The sequence below is a fragment of the Rhodococcus sp. BP22 genome (assembly GCF_014281965.1).
Lineage (GTDB): Bacteria > Actinomycetota > Actinomycetes > Mycobacteriales > Mycobacteriaceae > Rhodococcoides.
In genome coordinates, this window is the sequence record NZ_JACFTB010000006.1 from 299,242 (window position 1) to 324,695 (window position 25,454).

The following is a 25,454-nucleotide window of genomic DNA, read 5'->3' on the forward strand; positions in this document are numbered from 1 at the left end:
CGCCTCTCTGGTTCCTGTTGGCGTGAGTGTAAGGACGATGCTGGCACACTGGACCGGTGACCGAAAGCCGCACCGAACACCGCACGTCGACTGCGTTGACGCCTGTCGAACTCGCGACGGCCGCCGTGATGAGCAGCTTTGCAGTCGCTCTCTCGGTGGTTGCGATGGTGGTTCCGCTGGCCACCGCGTTACAGATCGTAGCTGCTGTCCCGATGGCTGTCGTTGCGCAACGCCATCGCACTCGGGTGCTCGTCTCGGCAGCTGTAGCCGGGACTCTCGTTGCGTTCGTTGCGGCCGGGTGGTCGACGGCGATCACCGTGGCCACGGCCGCTCTTCTCGGTGGGATGGTCGGCCGGGCCAAACGTCTCGGTCATGGGCTGTTCCGAGTGCTCGTCACCTCAGCGATCGTCGGGCCCGCCATCGGTCTGGTGACGGTGGGCGTGTTGTTTCTGCTGGCGCCACTGCGTGAGCTGTTTCTGAAAACTATCGAGAACACCATCGAGGGCGTCGCCCGACTGATGTCGAGGACCGAAATCCTGATCCCGGCGGCGGACACGTTGCGCTCGGGTGTCGGTGCCGTGTTGGACAACTGGTGGTGGTGGATACTCGGCACCGCGATATTCAGCATTGTCCTCGGAGTGTTCTTCACGTGGCTGATCCTCGGAGCAATTCTCGACCGTCTCTCGACCATCCCCGTCGCTGATCACCTACCTGCCGCGGTCGACGGAGTGGTCGCACCGCTACCTGTCCGCTTGAACAACGTCGGGTTCAGCTACAACGGCTCCCGCACCGCCGCCTTGCAGGGCCTCGACCTCACCATCGATTTCGGGGAGTTCGTCGCAGTGGTCGGGCACAACGGGTCCGGCAAGTCGACGCTGACTCGAATCCTCGCGGGGCGTACACCCACCACCGGGACCGTGGACCGTCCCGGTGTCGCCGGTTTGGGGCTGGCAGGCGGAACGGCAGTGGTTCTGCAGCGGCCGGAGAGTCAGATCCTCGGCAGCCGCGTCGGCGACGACGTCGTGTGGGGTCTGCCCGCAGACGCCGAAACCGATATCGATGCGTTGCTGACCGAAGTGGGTCTGGGTGGAATGGGAGCACGCGACACCTCGACTCTGTCGGGCGGTGAAATGCAACGGTTGGCGGTCGCGGCTGCACTGGCGCGGCGCCCCGCATTACTGATCGCCGACGAAGCAACCACCATGGTCGACGCCGCAGGCCGAGCGAGCCTGGTGGCGCTGCTGGCCGATCTCCCCACTCGACACCGGATGTCCGTCGTACTAGTGACCCACCAAGAGCTGGAAACGGTTGCGGCCGATCGCGTCGTACATCTTCATGGCGGAGCGCAGGTGCAGCACAGCGCCGAGTGGATGCGTAGTGCGTTCCTCGACCCGGCGACCACCCACTTTCGTGCCGGACCACCGATCTTGACTCTCCGGGGAGTCGGGCACACCTACAACAGGCGCACACCGTGGTCGCAGTTGGCGCTCACCGGAATCGACCTGACTGTGCATGCAGGTGACGGGCTACTTGTTCTGGGCGGCAACGGATCCGGAAAGTCCACGCTCGCATGGATTCTCGCCGGACTGACCAAGCCGTCGACCGGGACCGCAGATTTCGAGGGGTCTCCGGTGTCGGACAACGTCGGTGTCGTAGGTCTGGCGTTTCAACACTCACGGCTACAACTTCAGCGCCGCACGGTCGCAGAGGACATCGCGGCTGCCGGTGGCCCAGAAGTGGGTTCCGTGCATGTCTCTCGGGCAATGGACGCGGTCGGCTTGGATCGGCTGCTCGCAGGTCGAGAGATCGATTCGCTCAGCGGCGGACAGATGCGTCGGGTCGTCATCGCTGGGCTCGTGGTGAACAAGCCTCGGGTGCTCGTCCTCGACGAACCGCTCGCCGGACTCGATCCGCCGGGCCGAACCGACATCATCGGTGTGCTCGGTCAACTACGACGTCAGGGAATCGCGATAATAGTCATTTCGCACGACATCGACGGTATCGACAGCGTGTGCGACCGAACGATCACCCTTGCCGGCGGGCGCATCACTTCCGAAACGACAACCCGCGGAGTGGCATCGTGACAACTGTTGTACTGCGCCAAGTTCCGCGACACTCGCCGATACACCGGCTCTGGGCCGGCACGAAGCTGATGTCTGTAGTAGTCATCAGCATCATGCTGCTGATCGCGCCGTCGTGGCCGGCACTGGGGATCGTCGTCGGCCTGCTGGTGGTCACGGCGATCATCGCGCGCGTGCCGCCTACTGCGATACCCCGCCCGCCGAAGTTGATCTGGGTTCTCTTCTTGATCGGCGCACTCATCAACGCGCCGTTGGGGTTCTCGGCTGTGCTGCTGTTTCTGCGGGCAATGGTCTTCGCATTCGTGTTGCTCGGGGCGTCGCTGATGATCGGCTGGACAACGTCGATGAGCGATATCGCACCCGCTGTCTCCATTCTCGGAACACCCCTGAAGAAGCTGAGATTGCCGGTCGACGAATGGGCCGCGACCGTCGCATTGTGCCTACGTTCGCTTCCGTTGTTGATCGAGGAAATGCGCGTCATGATCGCTGCCCGACGCCTGCGCCCCAAATCTGTCCTCAACAGCGTCGCGGACAATTCGATCGTCGACCTCATCACGGCAACGATGTCCATTGCCATCCGACGGGCCACGGAAATGGGTGAGGCCATCACGGCCCGCGGCGGCGCTGGACAGATAACCGCCTATCCCAGCCGACCGCACCTGCCCGACGCCATCGCCTTCACTGTCGTCGTGCTCAGCTGCGCTGCAGCCCTGGTGGTCACGTTCGCGTTCTGAGCAGAGCGGTCCGGCTATTCCCCGCCGATACGTTGGGTTCGGCTGTTGAGTGCTTTGACGAACACCTCGGGGATGTCGCGCGGGTCCTCGGCGATGTAGCTCGTACCGCCGGTAGCTGCTGAAATCTTCTGCAGGGCAACGGGGTCCGCGTCCGTCGTGATGCCGATGGTCACGATAACCACGGGCCGGACAGGATCCTGTTCTTTCTGGAGAGTAGCGATCAGGGCGTCGAGGGTCGGGCTGGTCGCGTCCTCGTTGGTTCCGTCGGTAAAGAGAATGACGCTGTTGACGTAGTTGGGGTCGTAGCCTTCCTTCACTTTCCGGAAGGCAGCAAGCGTGGTGTCGTACAGGCCTGTGCCCCCGCCGACCAGTGACGGTAGCGAGCGAATGCCGGCCAGGATCGCTTCACGTTGCGGAAGCCCGTTGACGATGTTGCTTTCGGGCCCGATGGGGACGAGTTCGCGGTAGTCCTGGCCTCCTCCACCGAGGCCGATCGAGAATGCCCACAATCCCATCTGAACTTGCTTGTTGAATAGTTCGTTACCGCCGAGACTGGCATTCACGGTCAGAGCGATGCGGGTCGAGTCCCCCGACTTGAATGCCATCGACCCGGACACGTCTTCGACCACGATGGTCCGCATGGGCAGTGCCAGCACCGACCAATCCCGCAGCGTCGACTCGATGGAAAGTGGATTCTTCAGTTCGAGTGCGGCGACCGATCCGACGCCTGTGCCGTCGGTCAACGGAATTCCACTGGCCTGCCGAAAACCTGCGTCGAGCAGCGCATCGACTGTCGTCGAGTTCGCCAACAGCGAGGCCAGGGCAGACCCTGCCTTCTTCGCGACGTCGTAGTCCGGTCCCATTGCTGCGGTCACGGCAAGCGGGTAGTCCAAAAAGTAACTACCGGTCGGCGGGACCGATGCGAGCAGAGGCGCCTGCGGGTTGACCTTGTTGTAGGCCACCACGCTCTGTTCGGTGGCGACGCTGCTACCGCCCTCGGCAGCGACCTGCACCACCAGGTCGGACGTACCATGCGGCGTATTTGCGATTCGCCCGAAGTCCTGGGCGATAGGAACGAGCGCTGCCGAGACTGCCTTCGGATCGGAGATCGCGACCTCTGATTCGGCCAACGCTCCCAGTATCGAGGCGATCGAGACGCTGCTGTTGAGTGGATCTCCGATTCGCTGCTGTGGGGTCTGCAGAACTTGGAGCCAGTTTTGTGCCGTCGGTGCTTCACCTTCGCGCGTGACCAAGACCGGCAGCGTTTTGGCGACCGAGGACTTCGCAACTTCCGGTAGTGCCCCCGTCGAGCGGAGTGTCTTGAGCAACCAAAGCGTCGAATCGGGAATCCACAGGTCGGGACGGCTACCGTCGGCACCGGCAAGCTCCGTTGCGGTATCGGTCGGCGCTTCGGCGCGAACCTCGAAATCGGTACAACCGCGGTCGAGCTCACTGGACCGGCTCAACACCTCGGTCACCACCGGCGCGATGGTCGGGTCCACGGCCAGTGATACCTGGCCCCTGGAATCGCAACCTGCGACCGTCGCGCGTACGGCCTGGACTCCGAAGTACCCGCCCACGACGACCACAACCGCGACCACCACAACCGCAGCCCATTTTGCAGCCGGAGTGCTCCGAGTTCCTGTTCCGTGACGCCCAGACATTTCCGCGCACTCCCCCATTGGTCAGCTATTTAGCAGCGACCTGCATCATGCACCAAAATGCGACCTGTGGAGACGCTTACCCCAAAAAAGCCCAAAAATCAGCGACCTGATCGACTTTTGAGAGCATTCACGAACACATTCGGAATTTCTGCTGGATTTCGAGCCAAAAAGCTTGTACCACCGGTGGCCGAAGAGATCTGTTGAAGAACTCCAGCGTCGGCGTCGTCGGTGATGCCGATGGTGACGATGATGACCGGCTTCGTCGGGTCCTGTTCCGAACGGAGTGTGGACAGCAACTCCTCGAGTCCGACGCTGCCGGGATCCTCGTTGGAACCGTCGGTCAGGATGATGACGCTGTTGATGTAGTCGGGGTCGTATCCCTCTTTGACCTTGCGGAATGCGGCAAGAGTCGTGTCGTACAGGCCGGTACCCCCGCCGACGAGACCTGGGAGGGCGGCGATCTGCTGGACAACGAGGTTACGTTGCGGGGTCCCGTTCACGTCTGCGTCGAGACGGCGAATCGGAACCAATTCCTTGTAGTCCTGGTTTCCACCGCCGAGGCCGATCGAGAATGCCCACAGCCCCATCGCCGCATTGTTCGGGAACAGCTTGCTTCCCGTTTCACTGGCTTGAACGGTCAATCCGATCCGCGTGTCCGCGCCGGCACCGTAGGCCATCGAACCGGAAACGTCCTCCATCACCAGAGTCCGCGACGGCAGGGCCAGCACTTGATACTGCCGCAACGTCGCCTCGGCGGTCTGCTGATCGGCGATGGTCAACGGCAAAATCTTTCCGACACCGCGGCCGTCGCTGAGAGGTGCGTTGCCCGGTGGACGGAAGCCCGCGTCGGACAGCGCTGCCAGTCCGGAAGAGGAGCCAAGCGCATCGGCGACGGCGAGTCCGACGGTCTTGGCGCTCTCGTGAGAGTCACCAGCGGGTTCGGTGACGGCGAGTGGGTAATTCAGGAAGAAGCTACCCGTCGGCGGTGTCGTGGCGCCGAGCTCGGTGCCGGTCGACTTCTCGTAGTCCACCAGCGTCTGTTCGGAGACGACGGAAACGCCGCCATCCGCAGACATCTCTTCGAGGCGAACAACCGGATCTGCTTCGCCTCTCGTCGAAGCCTGCGCCTGCGCGATCGGGACCAGAGCAGCGGAGACCGAGTCGACTGTGGCGGCGTCTGCACCGGCCTCGGCGAGAGCACCGAGGATCGCAGCATCAGAAATGGTATTGGTCAACGGATTTCCGATCCGGAGACTTTTGAGTTGTAGCGCGGTGAGCCAGGTGTCGAAGAACGGCACCTCGTCTCGACGGGCGGCGATCACCGCAGGCGAGCTCGCGACGGACTGGCTGGCGAGATCGACGAGCGAGCCGGTGGCCCGGACTGTCTTACCCACCCAGAGTGCCGAATCCGGTATCCACAGCGAGGGGACATCGACACCCTTGGACACGGCAGCGGATGCCTCTCCCGAGTCGGTGGCCGTCACCTCGATGTTTGCGCAACCGAGATCCTCGGCCGACGTGTCGTCGACGACGTCCTTCACGACGCTTGCGATCGCCGGGTCGGCAGCAAGGGTGTAGGTGGATGGATCCTTGCACCCGGACCCGAATGCTTTCTGCGCGGCGAAGACGCCGACGCCGACGATCACCAGGAGTACGACAGCGAGAACGCCGTACTTCACCAATCCCGTCGAGTTGGTGGCCGAACTAGCGGCACTATGTTTCGCTGGACTGTGTCTACCAGGCATTGTGAAGAACCTCTCCGTATGAGCGAGAGCCTCCGATCAGACCCCCACTGCGCGGCTCGCCGAAGCGTATCGCGGCTTTGACCTGCACGCGTTATGCGTAGAGCGACTCGAAGGTCTTCAACGAGTTCTCGATGTCCCCTTTGAGAGCTCTTGCGACAACAGAGCCGATGGGACCGAACAGGGGTGTGCCGCCGAGATCGATGTCGAGAGTCAACTGCGAACCGCCGTTTCGGGCAGCGCTCACCGATAGCACGAGAGCGATCTTGACGCCGCCTTTGCCGTTGCCCTTCAGCTTCAGCTTGTTCGGCGGGTCGTAGCTTTCGATGGTCCAGCGCACCCGATTGCGCATGCCTTTGACGCTGGCGACCGAGTCGAGAGTGGTGCCGGCGGAGAGCTCGGCGGGTAGCTCACCGCGCCACGCCTCGTGGATGGAAAGCCACTTGTCGTAGTCGGAGAGATCGGACGCATGCGTCCACGTTTGTGCCGGGTCGAGGGGGACGTCGGCGGTCACTTTGAGCTTGGCCACAGCAGGGATGGTAGCCGGACACGTCGAGACGCCCGTGTGAGGAGCACATACACGGGCGTCTCGATTGGTAAAACCCCAGGTCAGTGAGCTGAGGCCTTCTCTGCTCCGATGCCGGTCAACGAACGGACCTCCATCTCGGCCTGCTTCGCCTTACTCTCCGAATCCTTCGAAATCAACGTGCCGACGATGCCGAGGATGAACGCGAGTGGGATCGATACGATGCCCGGGTTCGACAGCGGGAACCATGCGAAATCCGATCCGGGAATCATCGAGGTCTTCGAGCCGGACACCGCAGGCGAGAAGATGATCAGGACGATGGTCGAGATCAAACCGCCGTACATGCTGAACAGTGCGCCGGTGGTGTTGAACCGACGCCAGAACAACGAGTACAGGATGGTCGGAAGGTTCGCTGCCGCTGCGACGGCGAATGCCAGTGCGACGAGGAACGCGATGTTCTGACCGTTGGCAAGAATTCCGAGGCCGATGGCGATGACACCGATGACGACGGCCGTTATGCGAGAAACCTTGACCTGCTTCTTCTCGTCGACGTTGCCCTTCTTGATGACGCTGGCATAGATGTCGTGGGCGAACGATGCCGAGGCGGTGATGGTCAGACCTGCCACGACGGCAAGGATCGTCGCGAACGCGACTGCCGAGATGACACCGAGGAGAATGACTCCGCCGAGTTCGAAGGCGAGCAGTGGTGCAGCGGAGTTCTGGCCACCTGCCGACGCGAGGATGCGGTCGGGTCCGACGATCGCGGCGGCGCCGTAACCGAGGACGAGGGTGAACAGGTAGAACGCACCGATGAGAGCGATCGCCCACACGACGCTGCGTCGAGCTTCTTTCGCGGTAGGCACCGTGTAGAAGCGCATGAGAACGTGCGGTAGACCTGCGGTGCCGAGAACCAGTGCGATACCGAGCGAGAGGAAGTTGATCTTCGACGTCGCGCTGCCGCCGTACTGCGCACCCGGCTCGATGATGTCGCGTGCGGCGACTGTGGCGTCGGCGGAACCGGACACCATGGTCTGCGCACTACCGATGAGCTCGGAGAAGTTGAGTCCGAACTTGGCCAGCACGAGAACGGTCATGAATGCGGCTCCGACGATCAGGAGCACGGCCTTGATGATCTGTACCCAGGTCGTGCCCTTCATCCCGCCGATGAGGACGTACGCGATCATCAGCACACCCACGATCGCGATGACGATCGACTGACCGGTGCGGTCGGAGATGTCGAGCAGGAGGGCGACGAGGCCGCCCGCGCCTGCCATCTGCGCCAGCAAATAGAACAGCGAGACCGTCAGCGTCGACAGTGCAGCGGCCGTACGCACCGGCCCCTGCCGCAACCGGAAGCTCAGTACGTCTGCCATCGTGAATTTGCCTGTGTTCCTGAGCAATTCGGCGACGAGCAGCAACGCGACGAGCCACGCGACGAGGAAGCCGATGGAATACAGAAAGCCGTCGTACCCGTAGACGGCGATTGCGCCTGCGATGCCGAGGAAGCTTGCGGCAGAAAGGTAGTCACCGGCAATCGCGATACCGTTCTGCGGGCCCGAGAATCCACCGCCTGCGGTGAAGAACTCCGACGCCGTGGTGTTCTTCTTGCTGGCCCGGATGACTACAACCATCGTGATGAGCACGAAGGCCACGAAGATCGAGATGTTGACTATCGGCTCGCCGACTGTCGTGTCTGCTGCTTGCGCGAGATTCATCGCTTCAACTCCTGGGAGGCTTCCATCTCGGTACGCAGGGCCAGCGCGCGCGGGTCGAGTTCACGGTTCGCGAATCTCACGTAGATGCCGGTGATCGCGAAGGTGGTGACGAACTGTCCGAGACCGAGCAACAAGCCGATGTTGATGTTTCCCCATACGAGAGTGGACATGAAGTCCGTTGCATAGGTGCTGAGCAAGACGTACACGAGGTACCAGAGGAGGAAGAACGCCGTCATCGGAAAGACGAAGCTGCGCAATCTACGTCGTAGCTCCTGAAACTCCGGACTCGCCTGCATGTCGATGAATGCCTGCGCATCCGGTGGCGGCGGTGAAGTATCCGGTCGTGTCACCTTGTCAGCTCCTCATCTAGCTCGTCACGGGCTGTGACTCACATCTGAGGAGAAACAGTAAGAGAGCCAGCTCACAAAATGACGCAGTGGCGGCGATCACACGCTCAGCTGTCGGGTTGTGCGCCGAACGGTCGTGTGGCAACGGCGAACGGGCTCACAACTCCTGCTCACGATCGCGTCCCACGCCGAGACGTTCGGGTGCATGAAGCCTGGTGAAGATTCGGCCGACGTCGGCCGGAATCGACGACGACGTCGCCTTGCTCACCACGATCATCAGAGCGAACGCGATCGGCACGCTGACCGCGGCCGGGTAGCCCAGAATCGCCGTGACCCAGCCGCCCCACAGTCGATCGGGAATGCCGAACACCGACAACGACGCGGCGCCGAGCGATAGTCCGCCGCCGCCGATCAGTCCTGACGCCGCCCCGGCCGGAGTCAGTCCGCGCCACCAGATACCGAGCACGAGCAGCGGACACAGCGTCGACGCGGCGACGGCGAAGACCAGACCCACCGTCCTGGACAGGTCGAGCGAGACCAGTCCGAGAGACAGAACCAGCGGGACCACCCCCGCGAGAATCGCAGCGATGCGGAAGTCTCGGACTCTGCCCCGCAGAACGTCGGTGCTCAGCACCCCGGCGATGCTTACCAACAGGCCCGAGGACGTGGACAGGAATGCAGCGATCGCACCGGCCGCGACGAGGGCAGCGAGCAGCTGCCCGCCCACCCCGGACAGCACCGAACCCGGCAACAACAGCACGGCCGCATCGGAAGCTCCGGTGATCAGCAGTTGTGGCACGTACAGGCGCGCGAACACTCCGAGCAGCGTGGGAAACAGGTAGAAGACGCTCAGAAGGCCGAGCACGGTGAGCGAGGTCAGCCGGGCAGCACGTCCGTCGGGGTTCGTGTAGAACCGCACCAACACGTGCGGTAGACCCAGGGTGCCGAGGAACGTCGCGAGTATCAGCGAATAGACCTGATACATCGGATGCTTTCCGCCGAGACCCCAACCGGGCGAGGCCCATTCGCGATCGATCGTCGGCGCACCTGCGACCACCGGCACCGGCGAATCTGCGTCGAGAATCAGCGATGTCCCCTCACCCAGTTCGTGTGTGCCGCCGTCGAGGGCGATCCTGCCGTCCACCGGTTTGTCGTCGACAGTGCCGTACACGGTCACCTCGATGCGCGAATCCACCTGCACAAGAACATCTGTGCTGATCTCGACGGTGGTCTCGCGGTCGACCGTCGGCGGGGCCGAACTCCCAACCACGCGATCGTCGCCGTAGAAGTGCAGTGCCAGGACGACGGCGGGGACGGCAACAGCGGTCAGCTTCAGCCAGTACTGGAACGCTTGCACGAAGGTGATCGAGCGCATGCCGCCGCCCACCACATTCGCGATGACGATGACACCGACCAACGCTGCGCCGACCCAACCGGGTACGCCGAGGAGAATGTTCAGCGTCAACCCCGCGCCTTGGAACTGTGGAACCAGATAGAGCGCACAGATGATGACGACGACGACCATCGCGAGCTTGCGAAGCCACAGTGATCCCAGCCTGAATTCGGCAAAGTCGGGAACGGTGTATGCGCCACTTCGTCGTAGCGGTGCGGCGACGAACAACAGCAGGCCGAGGTAGCCGGCGGTGAAGCCGATCGGGTACCACAGCGCGTCGGCGCCGTATTTGGCGATGAGCCCGGCGACTCCGAGGAACGAGGCGGCGGAGAGGTACTCCCCCGAGATCGCCGCGGCGTTCCAACGCGGCCCGACAGTACGTGACGCGACAAGAAAATCGGAGGTGGTGCGGGCCAATCGGACGCCGTAAATTCCGATCGCAACGGTCGCGACAGCGGCAGCCAACAACGCCGCCACCGTTACCCACGGCACTGCCACGGCTAGTCGTCCACGAGATCGGTGAACTCGTGTTCGTTGCGCTCCGCCTGGCGCACGTAGACCCATCCCACACCGAGAAGCAACGGGTAGATCAGCACGCCGAGTACCAACCACGGCAGTCGAATCCCGAACACCACGGCATCGGCGAATGCTGGAACCAACAGTCCGACGAGCGGAATCGCGAACAGTACACCCAACGCCAGTGCGGCCGATCGGATCGACAACCACAACTGCGCGCGCACGAGGCTTCTCACCATCGCGTCGCCCACTTCGGTCTGTTCCTGCACTTCGACGCGGGTGCGCACGATTCTTGCCCCACGCCGTTGCGCGAGGATTACGCGCTGCCGCGCGGGCTTCGCATCCGTCATGGGTTGGGCCAAGACTGTTTGGGCCCGGCCGGTTTGGACCATGCCTGTAACGGCCCGCGAACGAGACGGTCCTTCAGCTCCCGGGCATGTCTGCGGCTCACTGGCAGTTCGACGGCGCCAAGCTCGCCGTGTGCTCGTAGGCAGACCACCAGCCCCGATCCGACGCTTTTGATGCCCGTCACCAATGCCAAGGACACGAGGTAGGAACGGTGCACCCGCAGAAATCCGATGTCGGCCCAGCGACTTTCGAGCGTCGAGATCGGGATCCGAACGAGGTGCGACCCCCCGGTGGTGTGCAGCCTGGCATAGTCGCCTTCCGCCTCGACCCACCCGACGGACGAGCGCTGCACCAGCGTCGTGGTGCCGCCGAGCTCCACGGGAATGATCTCGTCACTCCCCGCAGACTCCTGACCGTCGGTGCGTCGACCCGCAGCGACGATCCTGCGCAACGACTCGGCGAGCCGCTCCTCGCGCAAGGGTTTGAGCAGATAGTCCACGGCACCGAGATCGAACGCAGCAACTGCACGGTTCTCGTGTGCCGTCACGAACACCACAGCAGGTGGCCGAGAGAAGTTCGCGAGAATTCCAGCGAGCTCCAAGCCATCGAGACCCGGCATGTTGATATCGAGAAATACAGCATCGACGACGGGTGAGGACGGGCCCGGTTGCTGCTGTAGCCGTCGCAAAGCCGTAGTTGCGTCCGAAGCCGTGTAGACCTGGCCGACGACATCCTGCCTGCTCAACAGGTATGCAATCTCATCGAGCGCAGGTTTCTCATCGTCGACTGCGAGCACAGTCAGACGGGGATGAGCCGGGGAGTCGGGGGTGTGAGTCATGGGCGCCGCTCATGTTGCCGGATGAAGGTCACGCTCGAATACCTGCTTTGAATTTCGGCACCCGCATGCTCACCTTCGTACCCGATCCCGGCGCGGTGTCCACGACAAGGCCGTAGTCGTTGCCGAAAGCAGCACGCAACCTGTCGTCGACGTTCGACAGCCCGACGTGAGCGTGGGTCGACCCGTCGGAGTCGGTGCTCGGAAAGCCCGCGCGCAGCAGTTCCGGATCCATCCCGACACCGTCGTCCTCGACGCTGATCAAACAGTCGGTGCCCTCGTCGGCCGCCACGATCGTGATACTGCCACCGCCGGGGTGGCCGGCGAGCCCGTGCCGTACGGCGTTCTCCACCAGCGGCTGCAGTGCGAGGAACGGCAGCGCGACGCCCAAGACCTCAGGAGCTACCTGCAGGGTCACTTGGAGCGCGTCGCCGAAGCGTGCGCGTTCGAGCGTCAGATACCTGTCGATGTTGCGCAACTCGTCGGCGAGGACGGTGAACTCTCCTGCAGTTCGGAACGAGTATCGCGTGAAGTCGGCGAACTCGAGTACCAGTTCACGTGCCCGATCCGGATCCGTTCGCACGAACGAGGCGATGGTGCCGAGCGCGTTGTAGATGAAATGTGGGCTGATCTGCGCTCGCAGTGCCCGTACCTCGGCACGATCCAACCTGGCGCGGGATGCGTCGAGTTCGGCAAGTTCGATCTGGCCACACGCATAGCGCGCGACCTCGGTGATAGCGCCGAGCATGCCGGGCCCCGGCACGTTCGTGGTGACGGCACCGAGAACACCGACCACCCCGACGTCCTCGATGAGCAAGGGCTGGGCGATCAGCGCACGTACCGCATGGTCCCCGCCGAGCGGATACGCCAGCAGCACCCGACGCTCGCCGTCGATCGCGCGTCGAGCAGCTTGGTGAAAGAGCTCCGACAGCTCGCTGTAGGGGCCGTTCCAGGTCAACAATTCGCCATCCGAATCGCTCACCCCGAGTGCGTCGGTCCCGGTCAGTGCACGTAGATGAGGGGCAGCCTCTGCTGCGGATTCCGGGCCCAGTCCCTGCCGAAGTGGCCGAGCCGCGAGTGAGGCAGTGTGCAACGTCGAATGGACTGCCCGCTCCTCCGGCGTCGTCAATGCGCGGCGTCCGCGCAGGCTGATCACGGCGATGGCGACGACTGCGAACGCCACGATCACGGCGAACCACATGAGCGCAGAGCTCACTCCGGTTGCCGCTCCGCATCGAGTTGAGTGACGAGCGTTCTCGGCGCGACGGTGCGGTACGCATCCTCGACGATATCGGCGATCTGCTCCCAGTCCTGTTCGACGTCGAGGTACACCCCGATCCAACCGCGACCGCCGACGTACGGTGGATCGTAGAATCGGCTCCCATCACGAGCGATCCAATCCTGTTGCGCGCCTGCGGGTGCTGCGGCAACGAACCCGATGCGGTCGTCGTGATGGTGGTCGGCGAACATGACGAATTGTGGTGACTTGCGGACGAACCATGCAGGCTCGCCGTGACTGACGCGTTCGGTCGCCTCCGGCAGTGCCATGCACAGTGCGCGCAACATCAGCAGTGGCTCGGCGGCCTCTGGTGTCGGTCGATCGAGCATCCTTCAGCCTTCCTGGCAGGTATCGAGTGCAGGTTGTCCCTCGAGACGACCGCTGAGCCACTCCACTGCGTCGTTCGTCGCGCCTTGATCGGAATGACCCTGGTCCGGCGATCGACGAAGCTCGACGACGTCACCCATCGAGCATGCCTGTGTGACGGCGTCCTGTGTCCATTTCGGGTCGATCAGTTGATCCTGCTCGCCGACGACGACCAACAGCGGGACAGCAGTCGGGGTTCGGGGCAGTGCTACCGAGCGCAGCCAGTCGACCATCGTGATACGTGCGGCCTCGGTAGTAGGCTTCGCGTCGCCCGGCATCAATCGCGTTGCTGCTTCGGCCTTCTGGAAACCGAGCAGGTCCGTGCATGCCGTCAGGGCCCGCCGATCTGTGACCAGGGCACCGTTGATGTAATCCGAGTCGGAAACGTCCGGCTGTTGTGAGCGGAGCCCGTCCACCAGAAATGGAACCAACAGCATTTGTGCAAGAGTGTTCGACGCGCCGAGATCGAACATGGGGGCGAGATCGAGCGCGGGCGACAGCGCAGCACTACCGACGAGTTCGAGACCGTCGCCGTAGTCCGTGCGCTCGGCAGCGGCCCACACCGCTTGTCCACCTTGCGAGTTGCCGACGGCGCCCCACCTGAATCCGGCATCGGGCACGACATTACGGGCTGCTCGGACGGCATCGATGATGTTGTGGGCAGCTGCATCGGGATCGAGATAGGGATGCTCCCCCGGCGTCCCGAGGCCTTCGTAATCGGTCACCGTGACCACCATGCCGCGTTCGAGGAACGGCGCTACCGTGCCGATGGTGCCCAACAGGTTCGGGTAGAGCGAGGGCGCGCATTCGTCCGTGACCCCGGTCGTGCCGTGTCCGACGGACACGATCGGCCAGCCACCTGCAGGCGGAGCACCTTTGGGCACGAACACCACTCCCGACACCTCGGTGCCGGTATCTCCCGTTCGCGATGTCGACCGATACACGACGCGGGTGGCGGTGGCACCGAGGACGCGGACCGCAAGATCGGTATGCCCAATCTCGATCGAGGAGACGATCGAACCGCGCTCGGCGCCGACCGGCGCAGCAGGAACGGGAGCGTGAGCGGGTGGGAGTGTCACCGCTTGGGGCTGAGCGCAGGCAGCCAGGGTCAGCACCGAGAGGGCCAGCGCCGAAAAGGCCGCCATTTTCGTCCTGCGCATCTACCTGCTCCTACGATCGATGCGAGCCTCGGCAGCAGCCTCTTCGACGTCGAGACCATCGAGGACGTCTCGAAGAACCTCGTCGTCGAGCTCGCCGGAGTCTCGCGCTTGGACAAGGGCGGCACGCTGCGCCACCAGAACGTTTCGGCGAAGCGCGTCGAACAGTGCCCCTGCAGCAGCTGCCCGTTCCTCATGGTCCTCGGTTTCGTCGGCGTCCATTCGGGCGCGAACGGATCTTCGTACTCGTTCGAGAACGGCATCGACGGATTCTGCACTCACACCCGGAAGGCCCTCGCGCGCAGCGGCTGTCATGTACTTTTCGGCCGATGCGCGGGAGATGGTCCGCGCAAGAGCCCACTGCTCGTCGTGCTGCTGCTGCTCGAGTGGGTCGGCAACGTCCAAGCGACGGATCAGATACGGAAGCGTCAGCCCTTGGATCAGCAACGTGCCGACCGCGACCACGAAGGCGACGGCTTGGATGACTCCACGCCCGGGGAACGGATCTCCTGCGTCCGTGACGAGCGGAACACCGGCCGCCGCAGCAAGTGTCACCACGCCGCGCATCCCGGCCCACGACAGGACAAGGTTTTGGCGCCATGTCAGGCCGGGCGCGTTGGAGTTCTCGGATTTGTTCTTGCGCACCATCTTTCGCACCAGTATCCGGCGACCGGTGTTGAGAAATATCCAACCTGGGCGGACCGCGATGACGAAGGCGAGAATCAAGAGCGCGTACGCGAAGATGTGCAGCACCGGCAGGCCGTCGGCTCGAACGTCCTCGATGACGAACTTCAGTTGCAAACCCATGTAGGCGAACACGAACGCCTCGAGCAGAAGATCGACAGTCGGCCACACCTGACGTTCCTGAATTCTGGTGGTCACCGCGACATCGGCCGTGACGCGGCCCAACACGAAACCAGCTGTGACGACGGCCAATACACCCGAGGCGTGTATCTCCTCGGCGGCCAGATACGCCGCAAAGGGAAGCACGAGCCCGAGGACGGTCTCGAGCGCCGAGTCCTGAATCCGAGACCGGACGAACCGCACTATGCCGGCAAGAACGAGGCCGACGAGGACACCACCGACGATCTCGTATGCGAAGAACAGGACCGGTGAATCGATGGCGATGCGTTGCCCGGTCACCGAGGCGACCGCCAGGGTGAACAGCGTCAACGCTGCGGCATCGTTGACAAGGCTTTCCCCGGTGAGAATCGCCATCATCCGGGACGGCAGCCCGAGCTTGCGTCCGACTGCGATGGCAGCCACGGCGTCGGGCGGGGCGACGACTGCCCCCAGCACGAGCGCCGCTCCGAGCGTGAATTCCGGCACCAGCCAGTTGGCGAAGTAGCCGACTGCAAAGGTCGTGACGAGAACCATCACGATCCCGAGGCGAAGAATGTGCGCAAGGTTCTTACGGAAACTGACGAACGAGAAGTTCAGTGCCGCCGAATACAGCAGCGGCGGCAGTACGACGCCGAGGATCAGATCCGGTGCGAGCGTCACATGCGGCACTCCCGGGATGAACGATGCAACGGACCCCACTGCAACCAGTACCAACGGAACCTGCAGGTCGAGACGCTTGGCGAACCCAGCGACCGCGACAGCGGCGATGACGACGAGAAGCAGGATGGGTCCGTCCACAGCTAGATTGTGCCGTCCACCGAGCGCAAATCCATTACTTGTCCGGAATGGCGTTCTTTGCGGCGTCCTGGACCTTGTCGATCTGGTCGGCGTACTTTCCGTCGGTCTTCTTGTCGACGAAATCTCCGGCTTTGTCCACGGCCTGCTCGATCTTGTCCGAATGCTCGGCGGCAGCTTTCTGCCCCTTGTCGATGAGGCCCTTCAAAGAATCTGCAAAACTCATGACCGCTCCTTTTCATTCGTGGATGGCAACAAGACTACGTCGCGCCGCCCACCGGCATGGCACCGAACAGTCGACGCTTTTCACCGTGCAGAGCGGCACTGATCCACCAGGCTGCCTCGACCGCGACGATACCCACGGCCCCGATGACGATCGCCGACGTCGTCATAGCGACATTCGACGGGTCGAGTTTGAAGAACGTGCGGCAGAACGGAATGGTGAACAGCAGTAGGTAGCCGACTACCGATCCCGTGAGCAGTACGATCTTCCACCACACGTACGGTCTTGCGACGACCGCAAGCACCCATAACGCGATCATGATCAACGTGATCAATGCTGTCGTACTGGCCTGAATGGTTTGCGCTTCGGTGGCGTCGGGGCCCTGGTAGGCGAGTAGATACGACACGAACGTTGCGACACCGACGATCACGCCAGAGGGAATCGCCAAACGCATCACGCGCGATACGAAGCCGGTTCGGGCACGCTCGTTGTTGGGGGCGAGTGAGAGAACGAAGGCCGGAATACCGATCGTGAACCAGGCCGCAATGGTTACGTGCCGCGGGAGGAACGGATACGGAATCGGTTCGAAATGGAAGATCTGCGACAACACCCCGGTTAGCCCGATGAGGAACGCCAGCAACACCGAGTAGACGGTCTTGGTCAGAAACAGGTTCGATACGCGCTCGATGTTGCCGATCACCCGGCGACCTTCGCCGACCACATACGGCAGTGTCGCGAACTTGTTGTCCAACAACACGATCTGCGCGACGGCACGAGTTGCCGCGCTACCCGAACCCATTGCTACACCGATGTCGGCATCTTTGAGTGCGAGCACGTCGTTGACTCCGTCACCGGTCATCGCGACGGTGTGCCCGCGCGACTGCAGTGCGCCGACCATCGCTCGTTTCTGATCCGGTCGAACCCGTCCGAAAGTCGTCGAATTCTCGATGGTGTCGGCCAAATCTTCCGCGTTCTCCGGCAGATCGCGTCCGTCGATCGGTGTCCCTGTCAGACCCAGCGAACTGGCGACAGCTCCGACCGAGACCGCGTTGTCACCGGAAATGACCTTGACGGCAACTGCCTGGCTTGCGAAGAATTCGAGCGTTTCGCGGGCATCGGTGCGCACTTTCTGCTCGAGAACGATCAGTGCTCGGGGCGTCACCTCCCCCGGGGCGGAGGGGTCGTCGACGGGGAGGTTGCTGCTCGCCAACAACAGGACTCGCAGACCGGCCGATCCGGCTTCCTCGGCCGCACGCGCGATATCCGATTCCGGGTCGAGCAGTACATCCGGTGCACCGAGCAGCCAATCCCCGTTGTCGCCGTAGGACAATCCGCTCCACTTCTTGGCCGAGGAGAACGGAGCTACCGCGGTCTGCTTCCAACCGGGAGCGTCGGGGTACGCCTCGGCAATGGCGAGCACGCTCGCGTTCGGCCGCCGATCGTCGTTCGCCAGCGCAGCGAGAACCTGCGGCAGGACCTCGGCATCATCTGGATTCACGACCCGCAGTTCGGCCAGCCGCATGCCGTTCTCGGTGAGCGTTCCGGTCTTGTCGGCGCACACCACATCCACGCGCGCGAGACCCTCGATCGCGGGCAGTTCCTGCACGAGACATTGCCGCCGGCCGAGTCGAACCACTCCGACGGCGAACGCGATCGAGGTCATCAGTACCAGGCCCTCTGGAACCATCGGGACCAATGCCGCGACCATGCCGTTCAGCGCAGGTCCGAGAGACTGTCCGCTCGAGAACAACTGGTTGTAGATGATCAAGGCGCCCGCCGGAATCATCAGATAGGTGATGAACTTCAAAATCTTGTCGATACCGCTACGCAGTTCGGAATGTACGAGAGTGAACTTGCTGGCCTCGTCGGCAAGCTTGGCGGCATAGGCATCGTGACCGACCTTCGTCGCCCGGTAGGCACCACTCCCCGCGACGACGAAACTCCCCGACAACACCTCACCGTCGACCTGCTTGTGAATGGTGTCGGCCTCGCCGGTCAGCAGCGATTCGTCGATCTCGAGACTGTCCGATTCGATCGCCACCCCGTCCACGACGATCTGATCACCCGAACCCAACTCGATGATGTCACCGAGCACCACCTCGTCCGGCGCGACTTCCCTGGCCTCACCATCACGCCTGACGACCGGCTTGCTCTGCCCGACGATCGCAAGCGCGTCGAGAGTTCTCTTGGCCCGAATCTCCTGGATGATGCCGATACCGCTGTTCGCGACGATCAGCAGCCCGAACATGCCGTCGATGATCGAACCCGTCGACAGCACGATGGCCAGTAGGACACCCAGAATCGCGTTGATGCGGGTGAAGACGTTGCCACGCACAATTTCCTTGACAGACCGGCTTGCGCGGGCCGGGACGTCGTTGGACTTGCCCTCGGACCGAAGTGTCGCCACTTCGGCTTCGGTGAGTCCGTTCTCACGCTGAGCGTCCGTTTCGATCGACATGGCAGTAAGACTAGGCCGTCGATCAGCCGAGCCGGGCCCACCAACGGTCGCCGGTCGACCCTCGCGCGAGATCTACTCGTTGACCAGGCATCGGTACCGAAACCTTCACACCCGACGGCTCGGCAGCCGCGGTCAATCGGACGATCGGCTCCGACCACGGATGGAACGCCAGATTGAACGTCGCCCAATGCACGGGAACCAGGACGTCGCCGCCGAGGTCTCCGTGCGCGCGCACCGCTTCCTCGGGATTCATGTGAATGTCGGCCCAGCGCGGGTCGTAGGCCCCGACCGGCAACAACGTGAGATCGAAGGGGCCGTACTTGGCACCGATCTCGGCGAATTTGGTGGTGTATCCGGTGTCGCCGCCGAAGAAGACGCGGTGCGAATCGCCGGCGAAGGCCCACGACGCCCACTGCGTCAGATCCCGCCTGAGCCCACGTCCGGAGAAGTGCCGCGCCTCGGTGCACGTGATGGTCAAACCGGCGACCTGGGTCTGCTCGTCCCAATCCAGCTCGATGATTCGGTCCTGAGGAATTCGCCACCGAAGAAGGTGAGCGCCGATCCCGATCGGTACCACGAACGGTGCATCGTGCAGGCCCGCGAGCTGCTGCACGGTCGCCTTGTCGAGATGGTCGTAATGATCGTGGGAAATGACGATCACGTCGACACGTGGCAACGCGTCGAGCGGCGCGGGGGTCGGATGCAATCGTGCGGGTCCGACGACCGTGGACGGAGATACCCGGTTGCTCCACACTGGATCGGCCAACACACGGACTCCGTCGACCTCGATGAGGACGCTCGAGTGCCCGTACCAGGTCACTGCGATATCTCCGGCATCGACGGGAGCGATCAGTGGGGCGAGCGGAACCGGACGGCTCGGCCGCCCCTGCGAACGACCGCGCAGCAGCGACCGCAGGATCGACTCGTCGCCACCGCCGGTGAAGCTCGAACTCGGTTCGGAGTTGTGGAAACGTCGGTCACGATATCGCGAGGACCCCGCGGCATACGGGGCGATCTTGGCGGTCCCGGCTCCCAGTTGCGTCGGCAAACCCCAGGCAGCCCTGGTCAGCCAGGCCGCACCGGCAGCTGCGAGGGCGATCGGCACTATCGTTTTCTTCGTCACCGCACCACAGTAGGTCAGCCGCGCTTCGCGCGAGGTGCGGCCAGCTCGCCATATGCGTGCAGACGTAGCCTTGCACTAGAATATTCGGCGACCGTTTGCCCTAGAAGGAGATCTCACTTACCCATGACCACGGAACAGCGGGAATTTCAGGCGGAGACGCGACAGCTCCTCGACTTGATGGTTCACTCCATCTACTCCAACAAGGACAGCTTTCTACGCGAGCTGATTTCCAACTCCTCCGATGCGCTCGACAAGCTGCGCCTCGAGTCGTATCAGAACAAAGATCTAGACGTCGATGTCTCCGATCTACACATCGAACTCGACATCGACAAACAAGAACGCACACTCACCATCCGCGACAACGGCATCGGCATGTCCCGCGCTGAGGTCATCGACCTCATCGGCACGCTTGCCAAGTCGGGCACCGCAGAAGTACGCAAAAAGCTCAAGGAAGCCAAGGATGCAGCAGCGTCCGAGGAGCTGATCGGGCAGTTCGGAATCGGCTTCTACTCCACGTTCATGGTCGCCGAGAAGGTGACACTGCTGACGCGTCGGGCAGGCGAGACCACGGCAACCAAGTGGGAGTCCACCGGCGAGGGCACCTACGAGATCAGTGACGTCGAGGACGCACCTCAGGGCAGCTCGGTGACTCTGCACCTCAAGCCTGCGGACGAAGAGGACCATCTCCACGACTACGCAGACGAGCGCAAGGTCAAGGAACTCGTCAAGAAGTACTCCGACTTCATCGCCTGGCCCATCCGCATCGATGTGGAGAAGCGGGTCACGAGTCCGAAAGACGAGAACGGCGAGGGTGGCGAAGAGACCGTCACGATCGAGACGGAAACCGTCAACTCCCAGAAGGCACTGTGGACCCGCTCCAAGGACGAAGTGTCCGAAGAGGAGTACAAGGAGTTCTACAAGCATGTGAGCCACGCCTGGGACGAGCCACTCGAGGTCATCCCGTTCAAGGCCGAGGGCACCTTCGAATACCAAGCGCTGCTGTTCATTCCGTCGCAGGCACCGTTCGACTTGTTCATGCGCGAGGGCAAGACCGGCGTACACCTGTACGTCAAGCGCGTCTTCATCATGGACGACTGCGAAGAGTTGATGCCCGAGTACCTGCGTTTCGTTCGCGGTGTCGTCGACGCAGCCGATCTCTCGCTCAACGTCTCCCGGGAAATTCTGCAGCAGGACAGGCAGATTCGCGCGATCCGTCGTCGCCTCACCCGTAAGGTGCTCGCGACGATCAAGGAAATGCAGGCCGAGCAGCCCGAGAAGTACAAGACCTTCTGGTCGCAGTTCGGTCGCGCGATCAAGGAAGGCCTGATCTCGGACAACGATAATCGCGAAACCCTCTTGGGCATTTCATCTTTCGCTTCCACGAACTCCGAGGACGGCGTCACGACGCTGGCCGAGTACGTCGATCGCATGAAGGACGGCCAGGAGCAGATCTACTACATGACGGGCGAGTCCCGTTCGCAGATCGAAAGCTCCCCGCACATGGAGGCCTTCAAAGCGCGCGGCCTCGAAGTGTTGTTGCTGACCGACTCGGTCGACGAAGTGTGGGTCGGAAACGTCCCGGACTTCGACGGCAAGGAGTTCCAGTCGATCTCCAAGGGCGAGGTCGACCTGGACACCGAGGAGGAGAAAAAGGAGGCCGAGGCCAAGCGCGAAGAGCAGGACAAGGACTTCGCCGACCTGCTGACGTGGATGACAGAGACTCTCGGTGACGAGGTGAAAGAGGTTCGTCTCTCTTCACGTCTGACCACTTCACCTGCCTGTGTCGTCGGCGACGAGTTCAGCTTCTCGCCGCAACTCGAGAAGATGTACAAGGCGTCGGGACAGTTCGTTCCGCCGTCCAAGCGCATCCTCGAACTCAACCCGACTCACGATCTGGTGACGGGTCTGAAGAAGGCGCGTGAAGATCGCAGCGAGGACCCGACCCTTGCAGAGACAGCCGAGTTGCTGTACGCGACCGCACTGCTCGCCGAGGGCACCGAACTCGCTGATCCCGCCAAGTTCTCCCGGTTGCTTGCCGATCGGTTGACGCGGACGGTCTAGTCGACTCGGGGCGTGCGCCTCTGACCGCGCACCCTTTTTTCTCGAGTGAACCCCCTTGTTCTCGAAAGAGCTTGGGGGTTCACTCGATAAAAACGGTGTTCACTCATCCCGGCGATACACGTTTCACGCACACAGTAGAGAAAAGTTGGTCAACTCCGACCGCAGATTGTTCAGCGCTCGGTGCTGCGCTACCCGAACCGCCCCGGCGGTCATATTCAGGGCGCGTCCTGTCTCCGGGGCCGTCATTCCCCACACGACGCGCATCAGAATGATTTTTCGATGCTGCGGCGACAGGGTATCCATCAACGCTTGCGCGTGACTCTGCAATTCGGTTTCCAGAACGCGGTCCTCGGGCGTTTCTTCGGACACCAATTCATCGGTTATCGCTTCGAGCGAGTAGGCCCGTCGAACCGTTGCTCGTCGACCCGCGTCGGCCAGTTTGTGTGACGCGATACCGAACACGAACGCCATGAAGGGCCGCCCCATGTCGCGGTACTTGGGAACGGCGGTCACCAGAGCGAGGCATACGTCCTGCACGACGTCGTCGGCCGAGACATCCAGATTGCCCAAGCGTGCAGCGCAGTACCTCTTCAGGCGCGGCTGTACCAGTTCGAGCACCCTGCCGAGCGCTGTGCGGTCTCCCGCTACCGCCAGCGCCACCTGCGCCTCGAGCAACTCTGCGACGTCGACATCGGTCATCGCCCCGTCCTCCCTGCTCACCCTGCGCCTGTATGTACTTCGATCCTGTGCGGTCGATGGTTTGGTCGATACCCACCCGAGGGTGGAAATCGTGACCCCTGGGGTGCGGACCTACCCCCTCTCAGGTGCGTTCCGAAGCCTCGAGCGCTGCGGCACAGTGACGTAGGTAACACACGTGGGGGTTCCCGCGAATCACCCTTAGAGACCATCGAAGACATCGGAGTCCCTCATGAACGAGCAGCGCAGGCGCAGCACAGTCGTCACAGACGACGGCACCACGCTGGCCGTTCACGAGAGCGGACGCCTCGATGCCGGCCTGACCGTGGTGTTCGTGCACGGTCACTGCCTACGGATGGAATCCTGGTTCGACGTCCGAGACGAACTCGAGCAGTCGTGGGGAGCAGACGTTCGGATGGTCTTCTACGACCACCGCGGTCATGGTGCGTCCGGATCCGCCGACGCCGAGTCGTACACGATTGACAATCTCGGCCGCGACCTCGGCGCAGTAGTACGAGCAGTGGTCCCGACCGGCAGATACGTGATCGTCGGTCACTCGATGGGCGGAATGACCACGATGTCCTATGCCCGTCAGCACCTCGGTGAAGTAGGCGATCGCCTGGTAGGCGTCGGATTGGTCGCCACCGCATCCTCGGGGTTGGCAGAGGAGGGCCTCGGCGTCTGCCTGGCACATCCGCTGGTCACGATGTTCCAGTCCGCGGTTCGACGCGCCCCGTCGATCATGGGGATCACCAAGCGCTTGAGCCGGGGGGTGTGCGCCCCCATCGTCCGGGCTGCCGGATGCGGATCCCGCCGCGTCAGACCACGGGTCGTCGCGCTGGCAACAGCGATGCTCAACGACACCTCCGTCGTCACGATGGCAGGATTCCTCGGTTCACTGCACGACTTCGACGAGAGGGAGAGCCTCGCCGCCCTGGCCGTCGTACCGACCTTCGTTCTGTGTGGGTCCGAGGACTTGATGACGCCCATCCGCCATTCGCATGCCATCGCAGCCCTACTGCCCGCCGCCCGAATGGTGAGCATCGAGAACGCCGGGCACATGGTGATCCTCGAACGTGCAGCAGAAGTAGCCGACGCGATCCGTACTCTCGTCATGGCAGCGGAGACCGCCGCAACCACGAGTGCTCGTGCCGCGCTACAGGTCGCGTTGTGAGATGGCACCGCTCTGCAGGGCACGTTCGGCGAGCCTGACCCGCTTCTGATTCTGCGGTAAGTCCTCGACCCCGAACTTGGCGAACAAGACCCGCAGATGAGTCTTGACGGCATCGATGCTCAAGAAGACCTCCGCTGCTATCTGCTGATTCGACGACGGGTTCGCAAACGTAGCGTTGTGTTTGTAGGGCCTGCACAACGCGACGAGTACGGCGCGTTGAGTGTCGGTCAGTGTCCTGGCCTTCGGCAGTTCCGCGGCGATGCGAGTGGCCTCGTCGCGGAGCCCGGAGTAGTCGTGGAAGGTCAGAGTCGATCCACCGACGCGGATCGTGTCCCCCTGCCGCAAACTCCGCCTACCGGTGAGCCGGTCCCCGTTCAGGTAGGTACCGTTTCTGGACAATCCGTCGTCGACGAGAGTCCAGTGCGTTCCCATCCACTCGATGGCCGCGTGAAGCCGTGAGACCTCGTGATCGGTTTCGAACGCAATGTCGGCCTGCGGGGAGCGTCCGACAGTGAGTCGGACGCGCTCGGGCGAGAGGATCACCTCGTGTCGCACGCCGTCGGACCCTTCGTACTGCAGGCGCGAATTCTCTTCGGTGCTCACCACACCTCCCGGTTCACGTGAAAAGCATACGCACGCCGAACGGCCCGCCCCCAGTATTCGGGAGCGGGCCGTTCAGGAAAGAAGTCTATTTCTTGGCGGGCGGAGCGTTGAGGAGGGTGATGAACGGGCCTGCGTTCGCCGCGAGCGCGCCGAGGCCACCGATAGCGGTTCCAGCGAGAGACGCGGTCGATCCGAGAAGCAGCGCGCCGCCGACACAGCCGGCCAAAGGTGCGAACCCGAACAGCAGGAGTGCCGGGGCAGAGACTGTTCCGGCAGCAAGCGCACCGAGGAGGCAGCCGCCGACGATACCTGTTGCAGCACCGAGGAATCCGCCGACCGAGGCGGTCAAACTCAGGTTGTCCTTGACCCCGGAGACGGCAGCAGGCAGATCCACCTGCTGCAGACCGGGAAGCTGCGTGGAGACCGGCGTCGCGGAAACCGGTGAGACGTCGGCCGTCAGAACGGCATGGTTGCCGTCGATTTCGGCGGCGACGGGATGGGAGAAGCCGTCGAATGCAAGGGCTAGCGGCACCGAATCGACCAGCGCGCCACTGGCGTCACGAACAACGAGGTGGTTGTTCTCGTTACTGAGGCTTCCTGCCGAGGTATCGACGATTACCTGATCGCCGCTCTGGCTGACGTTCCAACCCACGGGAGCCGGGGCGGGCGCCGGATCTGCGTAGGACGTTCCCATGGCGGTCGTCATCGCTGCAATGACCAACGCAGATGTTGCCGCGAATCGTGTGAGCTTCATGTCCCTCGTCTTCCGATGCTC

General features: G+C 62.9%; 22 protein-coding genes. 4 read left to right on the top strand and 18 right to left on the bottom strand.

Features of this window, described 5'->3' with window-relative positions; genetic code table 11:
- Positions 1-56 precede the first annotated feature (56 nt).
- Positions 57-2,084 (top strand): ATP-binding cassette domain-containing protein, encoded by a 2,028-nt coding sequence (locus H2510_RS15290; protein WP_315901385.1) that lies wholly within the window; start codon positions 57-59, stop codon positions 2,082-2,084.
- A complete protein-coding gene (locus tag H2510_RS15295) occupies positions 2,081-2,815 on the top strand; it encodes an energy-coupling factor transporter transmembrane protein EcfT (RefSeq protein WP_186629134.1) in 735 nt (244 codons plus the stop codon). Before H2510_RS15290 ends, H2510_RS15295 begins: the two co-directional genes overlap by 4 nt.
- A 14-nt stretch (positions 2,816-2,829) precedes the next feature.
- On the opposite strand, the gene H2510_RS15300 is transcribed toward H2510_RS15295, so the two are convergent.
- The 15 genes from H2510_RS15300 to H2510_RS15370 form a co-directional block, all read right to left on the bottom strand.
- Positions 2,830-4,479 carry a VWA domain-containing protein gene (locus H2510_RS15300; protein ID WP_186629135.1) on the bottom strand — a complete coding sequence of 550 codons (1,650 nt, stop codon included), beginning with the start codon at positions 4,477-4,479 and terminating at the stop codon, positions 2,830-2,832.
- 98 nt (positions 4,480-4,577) lie between these two features.
- A complete protein-coding gene (locus tag H2510_RS15305) occupies positions 4,578-6,158 on the bottom strand; it encodes a VWA domain-containing protein (protein WP_315901392.1) in 1,581 nt (526 codons plus the stop codon).
- A 157-nt stretch (positions 6,159-6,315) separates the two neighbouring features.
- Positions 6,316-6,750 (bottom strand): SRPBCC family protein, encoded by a 435-nt coding sequence (locus H2510_RS15310; protein WP_186629137.1) that lies wholly within the window; start codon positions 6,748-6,750, stop codon positions 6,316-6,318.
- Positions 6,751-6,830: 80 nt separating this feature from the next.
- Positions 6,831-8,462, bottom strand: a complete 1,632-nt coding sequence (locus H2510_RS15315) for a cation acetate symporter (protein ID WP_186629138.1) — start codon at positions 8,460-8,462, stop codon at positions 6,831-6,833.
- Entirely contained in the window at positions 8,459-8,758 is a 300-nt protein-coding gene (locus tag H2510_RS15320) for a DUF485 domain-containing protein (protein ID WP_084347713.1), read from the bottom strand. Before H2510_RS15320 ends, H2510_RS15315 begins: the two co-directional genes overlap by 4 nt.
- Before the next feature lie 208 nt (positions 8,759-8,966).
- On the bottom strand, positions 8,967-10,700 hold the full coding sequence (locus H2510_RS15325; protein ID WP_397517367.1) for a cation acetate symporter: 1,734 nt from the start codon (positions 10,698-10,700) through the stop codon (positions 8,967-8,969).
- A 2-nt stretch (positions 10,701-10,702) separates the two neighbouring features.
- Positions 10,703-11,068, bottom strand: coding sequence for a hypothetical protein (locus H2510_RS15330; RefSeq protein ID WP_186629140.1), 366 nt, complete (start codon positions 11,066-11,068; stop codon positions 10,703-10,705).
- On the bottom strand, positions 11,065-11,904 hold the full coding sequence (locus H2510_RS15335) for a LytTR family DNA-binding domain-containing protein (protein ID WP_186629141.1): 840 nt from the start codon (positions 11,902-11,904) through the stop codon (positions 11,065-11,067). Before H2510_RS15335 ends, H2510_RS15330 begins: the two co-directional genes overlap by 4 nt.
- A gap of 28 nt (positions 11,905-11,932) precedes the next feature.
- Complete coding sequence (locus tag H2510_RS15340; RefSeq protein ID WP_186629286.1) at positions 11,933-13,102, bottom strand: sensor histidine kinase; 1,170 nt, start codon at positions 13,100-13,102, stop codon at positions 11,933-11,935.
- 11 nt (positions 13,103-13,113) lie between these two features.
- The gene (locus H2510_RS15345) at positions 13,114-13,509 is read right to left on the bottom strand and encodes an MmcQ/YjbR family DNA-binding protein (RefSeq protein WP_084347703.1); all 396 of its coding nucleotides are present in this window, start codon (positions 13,507-13,509) and stop codon (positions 13,114-13,116) included.
- A gap of 3 nt (positions 13,510-13,512) precedes the next feature.
- Positions 13,513-14,706 carry a lipase family protein gene (locus H2510_RS15350; RefSeq protein WP_186629142.1) on the bottom strand — a complete coding sequence of 398 codons (1,194 nt, stop codon included), beginning with the start codon at positions 14,704-14,706 and terminating at the stop codon, positions 13,513-13,515.
- Positions 14,707-16,344 carry a Na+/H+ antiporter gene (locus H2510_RS15355; RefSeq protein ID WP_186629143.1) on the bottom strand — a complete coding sequence of 546 codons (1,638 nt, stop codon included), beginning with the start codon at positions 16,342-16,344 and terminating at the stop codon, positions 14,707-14,709. It abuts the gene before it with no gap.
- A gap of 34 nt (positions 16,345-16,378) precedes the next feature.
- Positions 16,379-16,567 carry an antitoxin gene (locus tag H2510_RS15360; protein WP_186629144.1) on the bottom strand — a complete coding sequence of 63 codons (189 nt, stop codon included), beginning with the start codon at positions 16,565-16,567 and terminating at the stop codon, positions 16,379-16,381.
- A gap of 34 nt (positions 16,568-16,601) precedes the next feature.
- Entirely contained in the window at positions 16,602-19,022 is a 2,421-nt protein-coding gene (locus H2510_RS15365; protein ID WP_186629145.1) for an HAD-IC family P-type ATPase, read from the bottom strand.
- A 22-nt stretch (positions 19,023-19,044) separates the two neighbouring features.
- On the bottom strand, positions 19,045-20,145 hold the full coding sequence (locus H2510_RS15370; RefSeq protein WP_186629146.1) for an MBL fold metallo-hydrolase: 1,101 nt from the start codon (positions 20,143-20,145) through the stop codon (positions 19,045-19,047).
- Between the two features lie 123 nt (positions 20,146-20,268).
- Between H2510_RS15370 and htpG the strand changes: the two genes are divergently transcribed.
- The gene (htpG, locus tag H2510_RS15375) at positions 20,269-22,206 is read left to right on the top strand and encodes a molecular chaperone HtpG (RefSeq protein WP_186629147.1); all 1,938 of its coding nucleotides are present in this window, start codon (positions 20,269-20,271) and stop codon (positions 22,204-22,206) included.
- 123 nt (positions 22,207-22,329) lie between these two features.
- Here htpG and shbA read toward each other — a convergent pair whose 3' ends face one another.
- Positions 22,330-22,905: an RNA polymerase sigma factor ShbA gene (gene shbA, locus H2510_RS15380; protein ID WP_186629148.1), complete on the bottom strand. Its 576-nt coding sequence runs from the start codon at positions 22,903-22,905 to the stop codon at positions 22,330-22,332.
- A gap of 229 nt (positions 22,906-23,134) precedes the next feature.
- Here shbA and H2510_RS15385 point away from each other — a divergent pair, with 229 nt between their 5' ends.
- Positions 23,135-24,076 carry an alpha/beta fold hydrolase gene (locus H2510_RS15385; protein WP_186629149.1) on the top strand — a complete coding sequence of 314 codons (942 nt, stop codon included), beginning with the start codon at positions 23,135-23,137 and terminating at the stop codon, positions 24,074-24,076.
- Here H2510_RS15385 and H2510_RS15390 read toward each other — a convergent pair.
- Both H2510_RS15390 and H2510_RS15395 read right to left on the bottom strand, forming a co-directional pair.
- Positions 24,059-24,679 (bottom strand): FHA domain-containing protein, encoded by a 621-nt coding sequence (locus H2510_RS15390; RefSeq protein WP_397517368.1) that lies wholly within the window; start codon positions 24,677-24,679, stop codon positions 24,059-24,061. The genes H2510_RS15385 and H2510_RS15390 overlap by 18 nt on opposite strands.
- Positions 24,680-24,764: 85 nt before the next feature.
- The gene (locus H2510_RS15395) at positions 24,765-25,433 is read right to left on the bottom strand and encodes a hypothetical protein (protein ID WP_186629150.1); all 669 of its coding nucleotides are present in this window, start codon (positions 25,431-25,433) and stop codon (positions 24,765-24,767) included.
- Between the last annotated feature and the right edge of the window lie 21 nt (positions 25,434-25,454).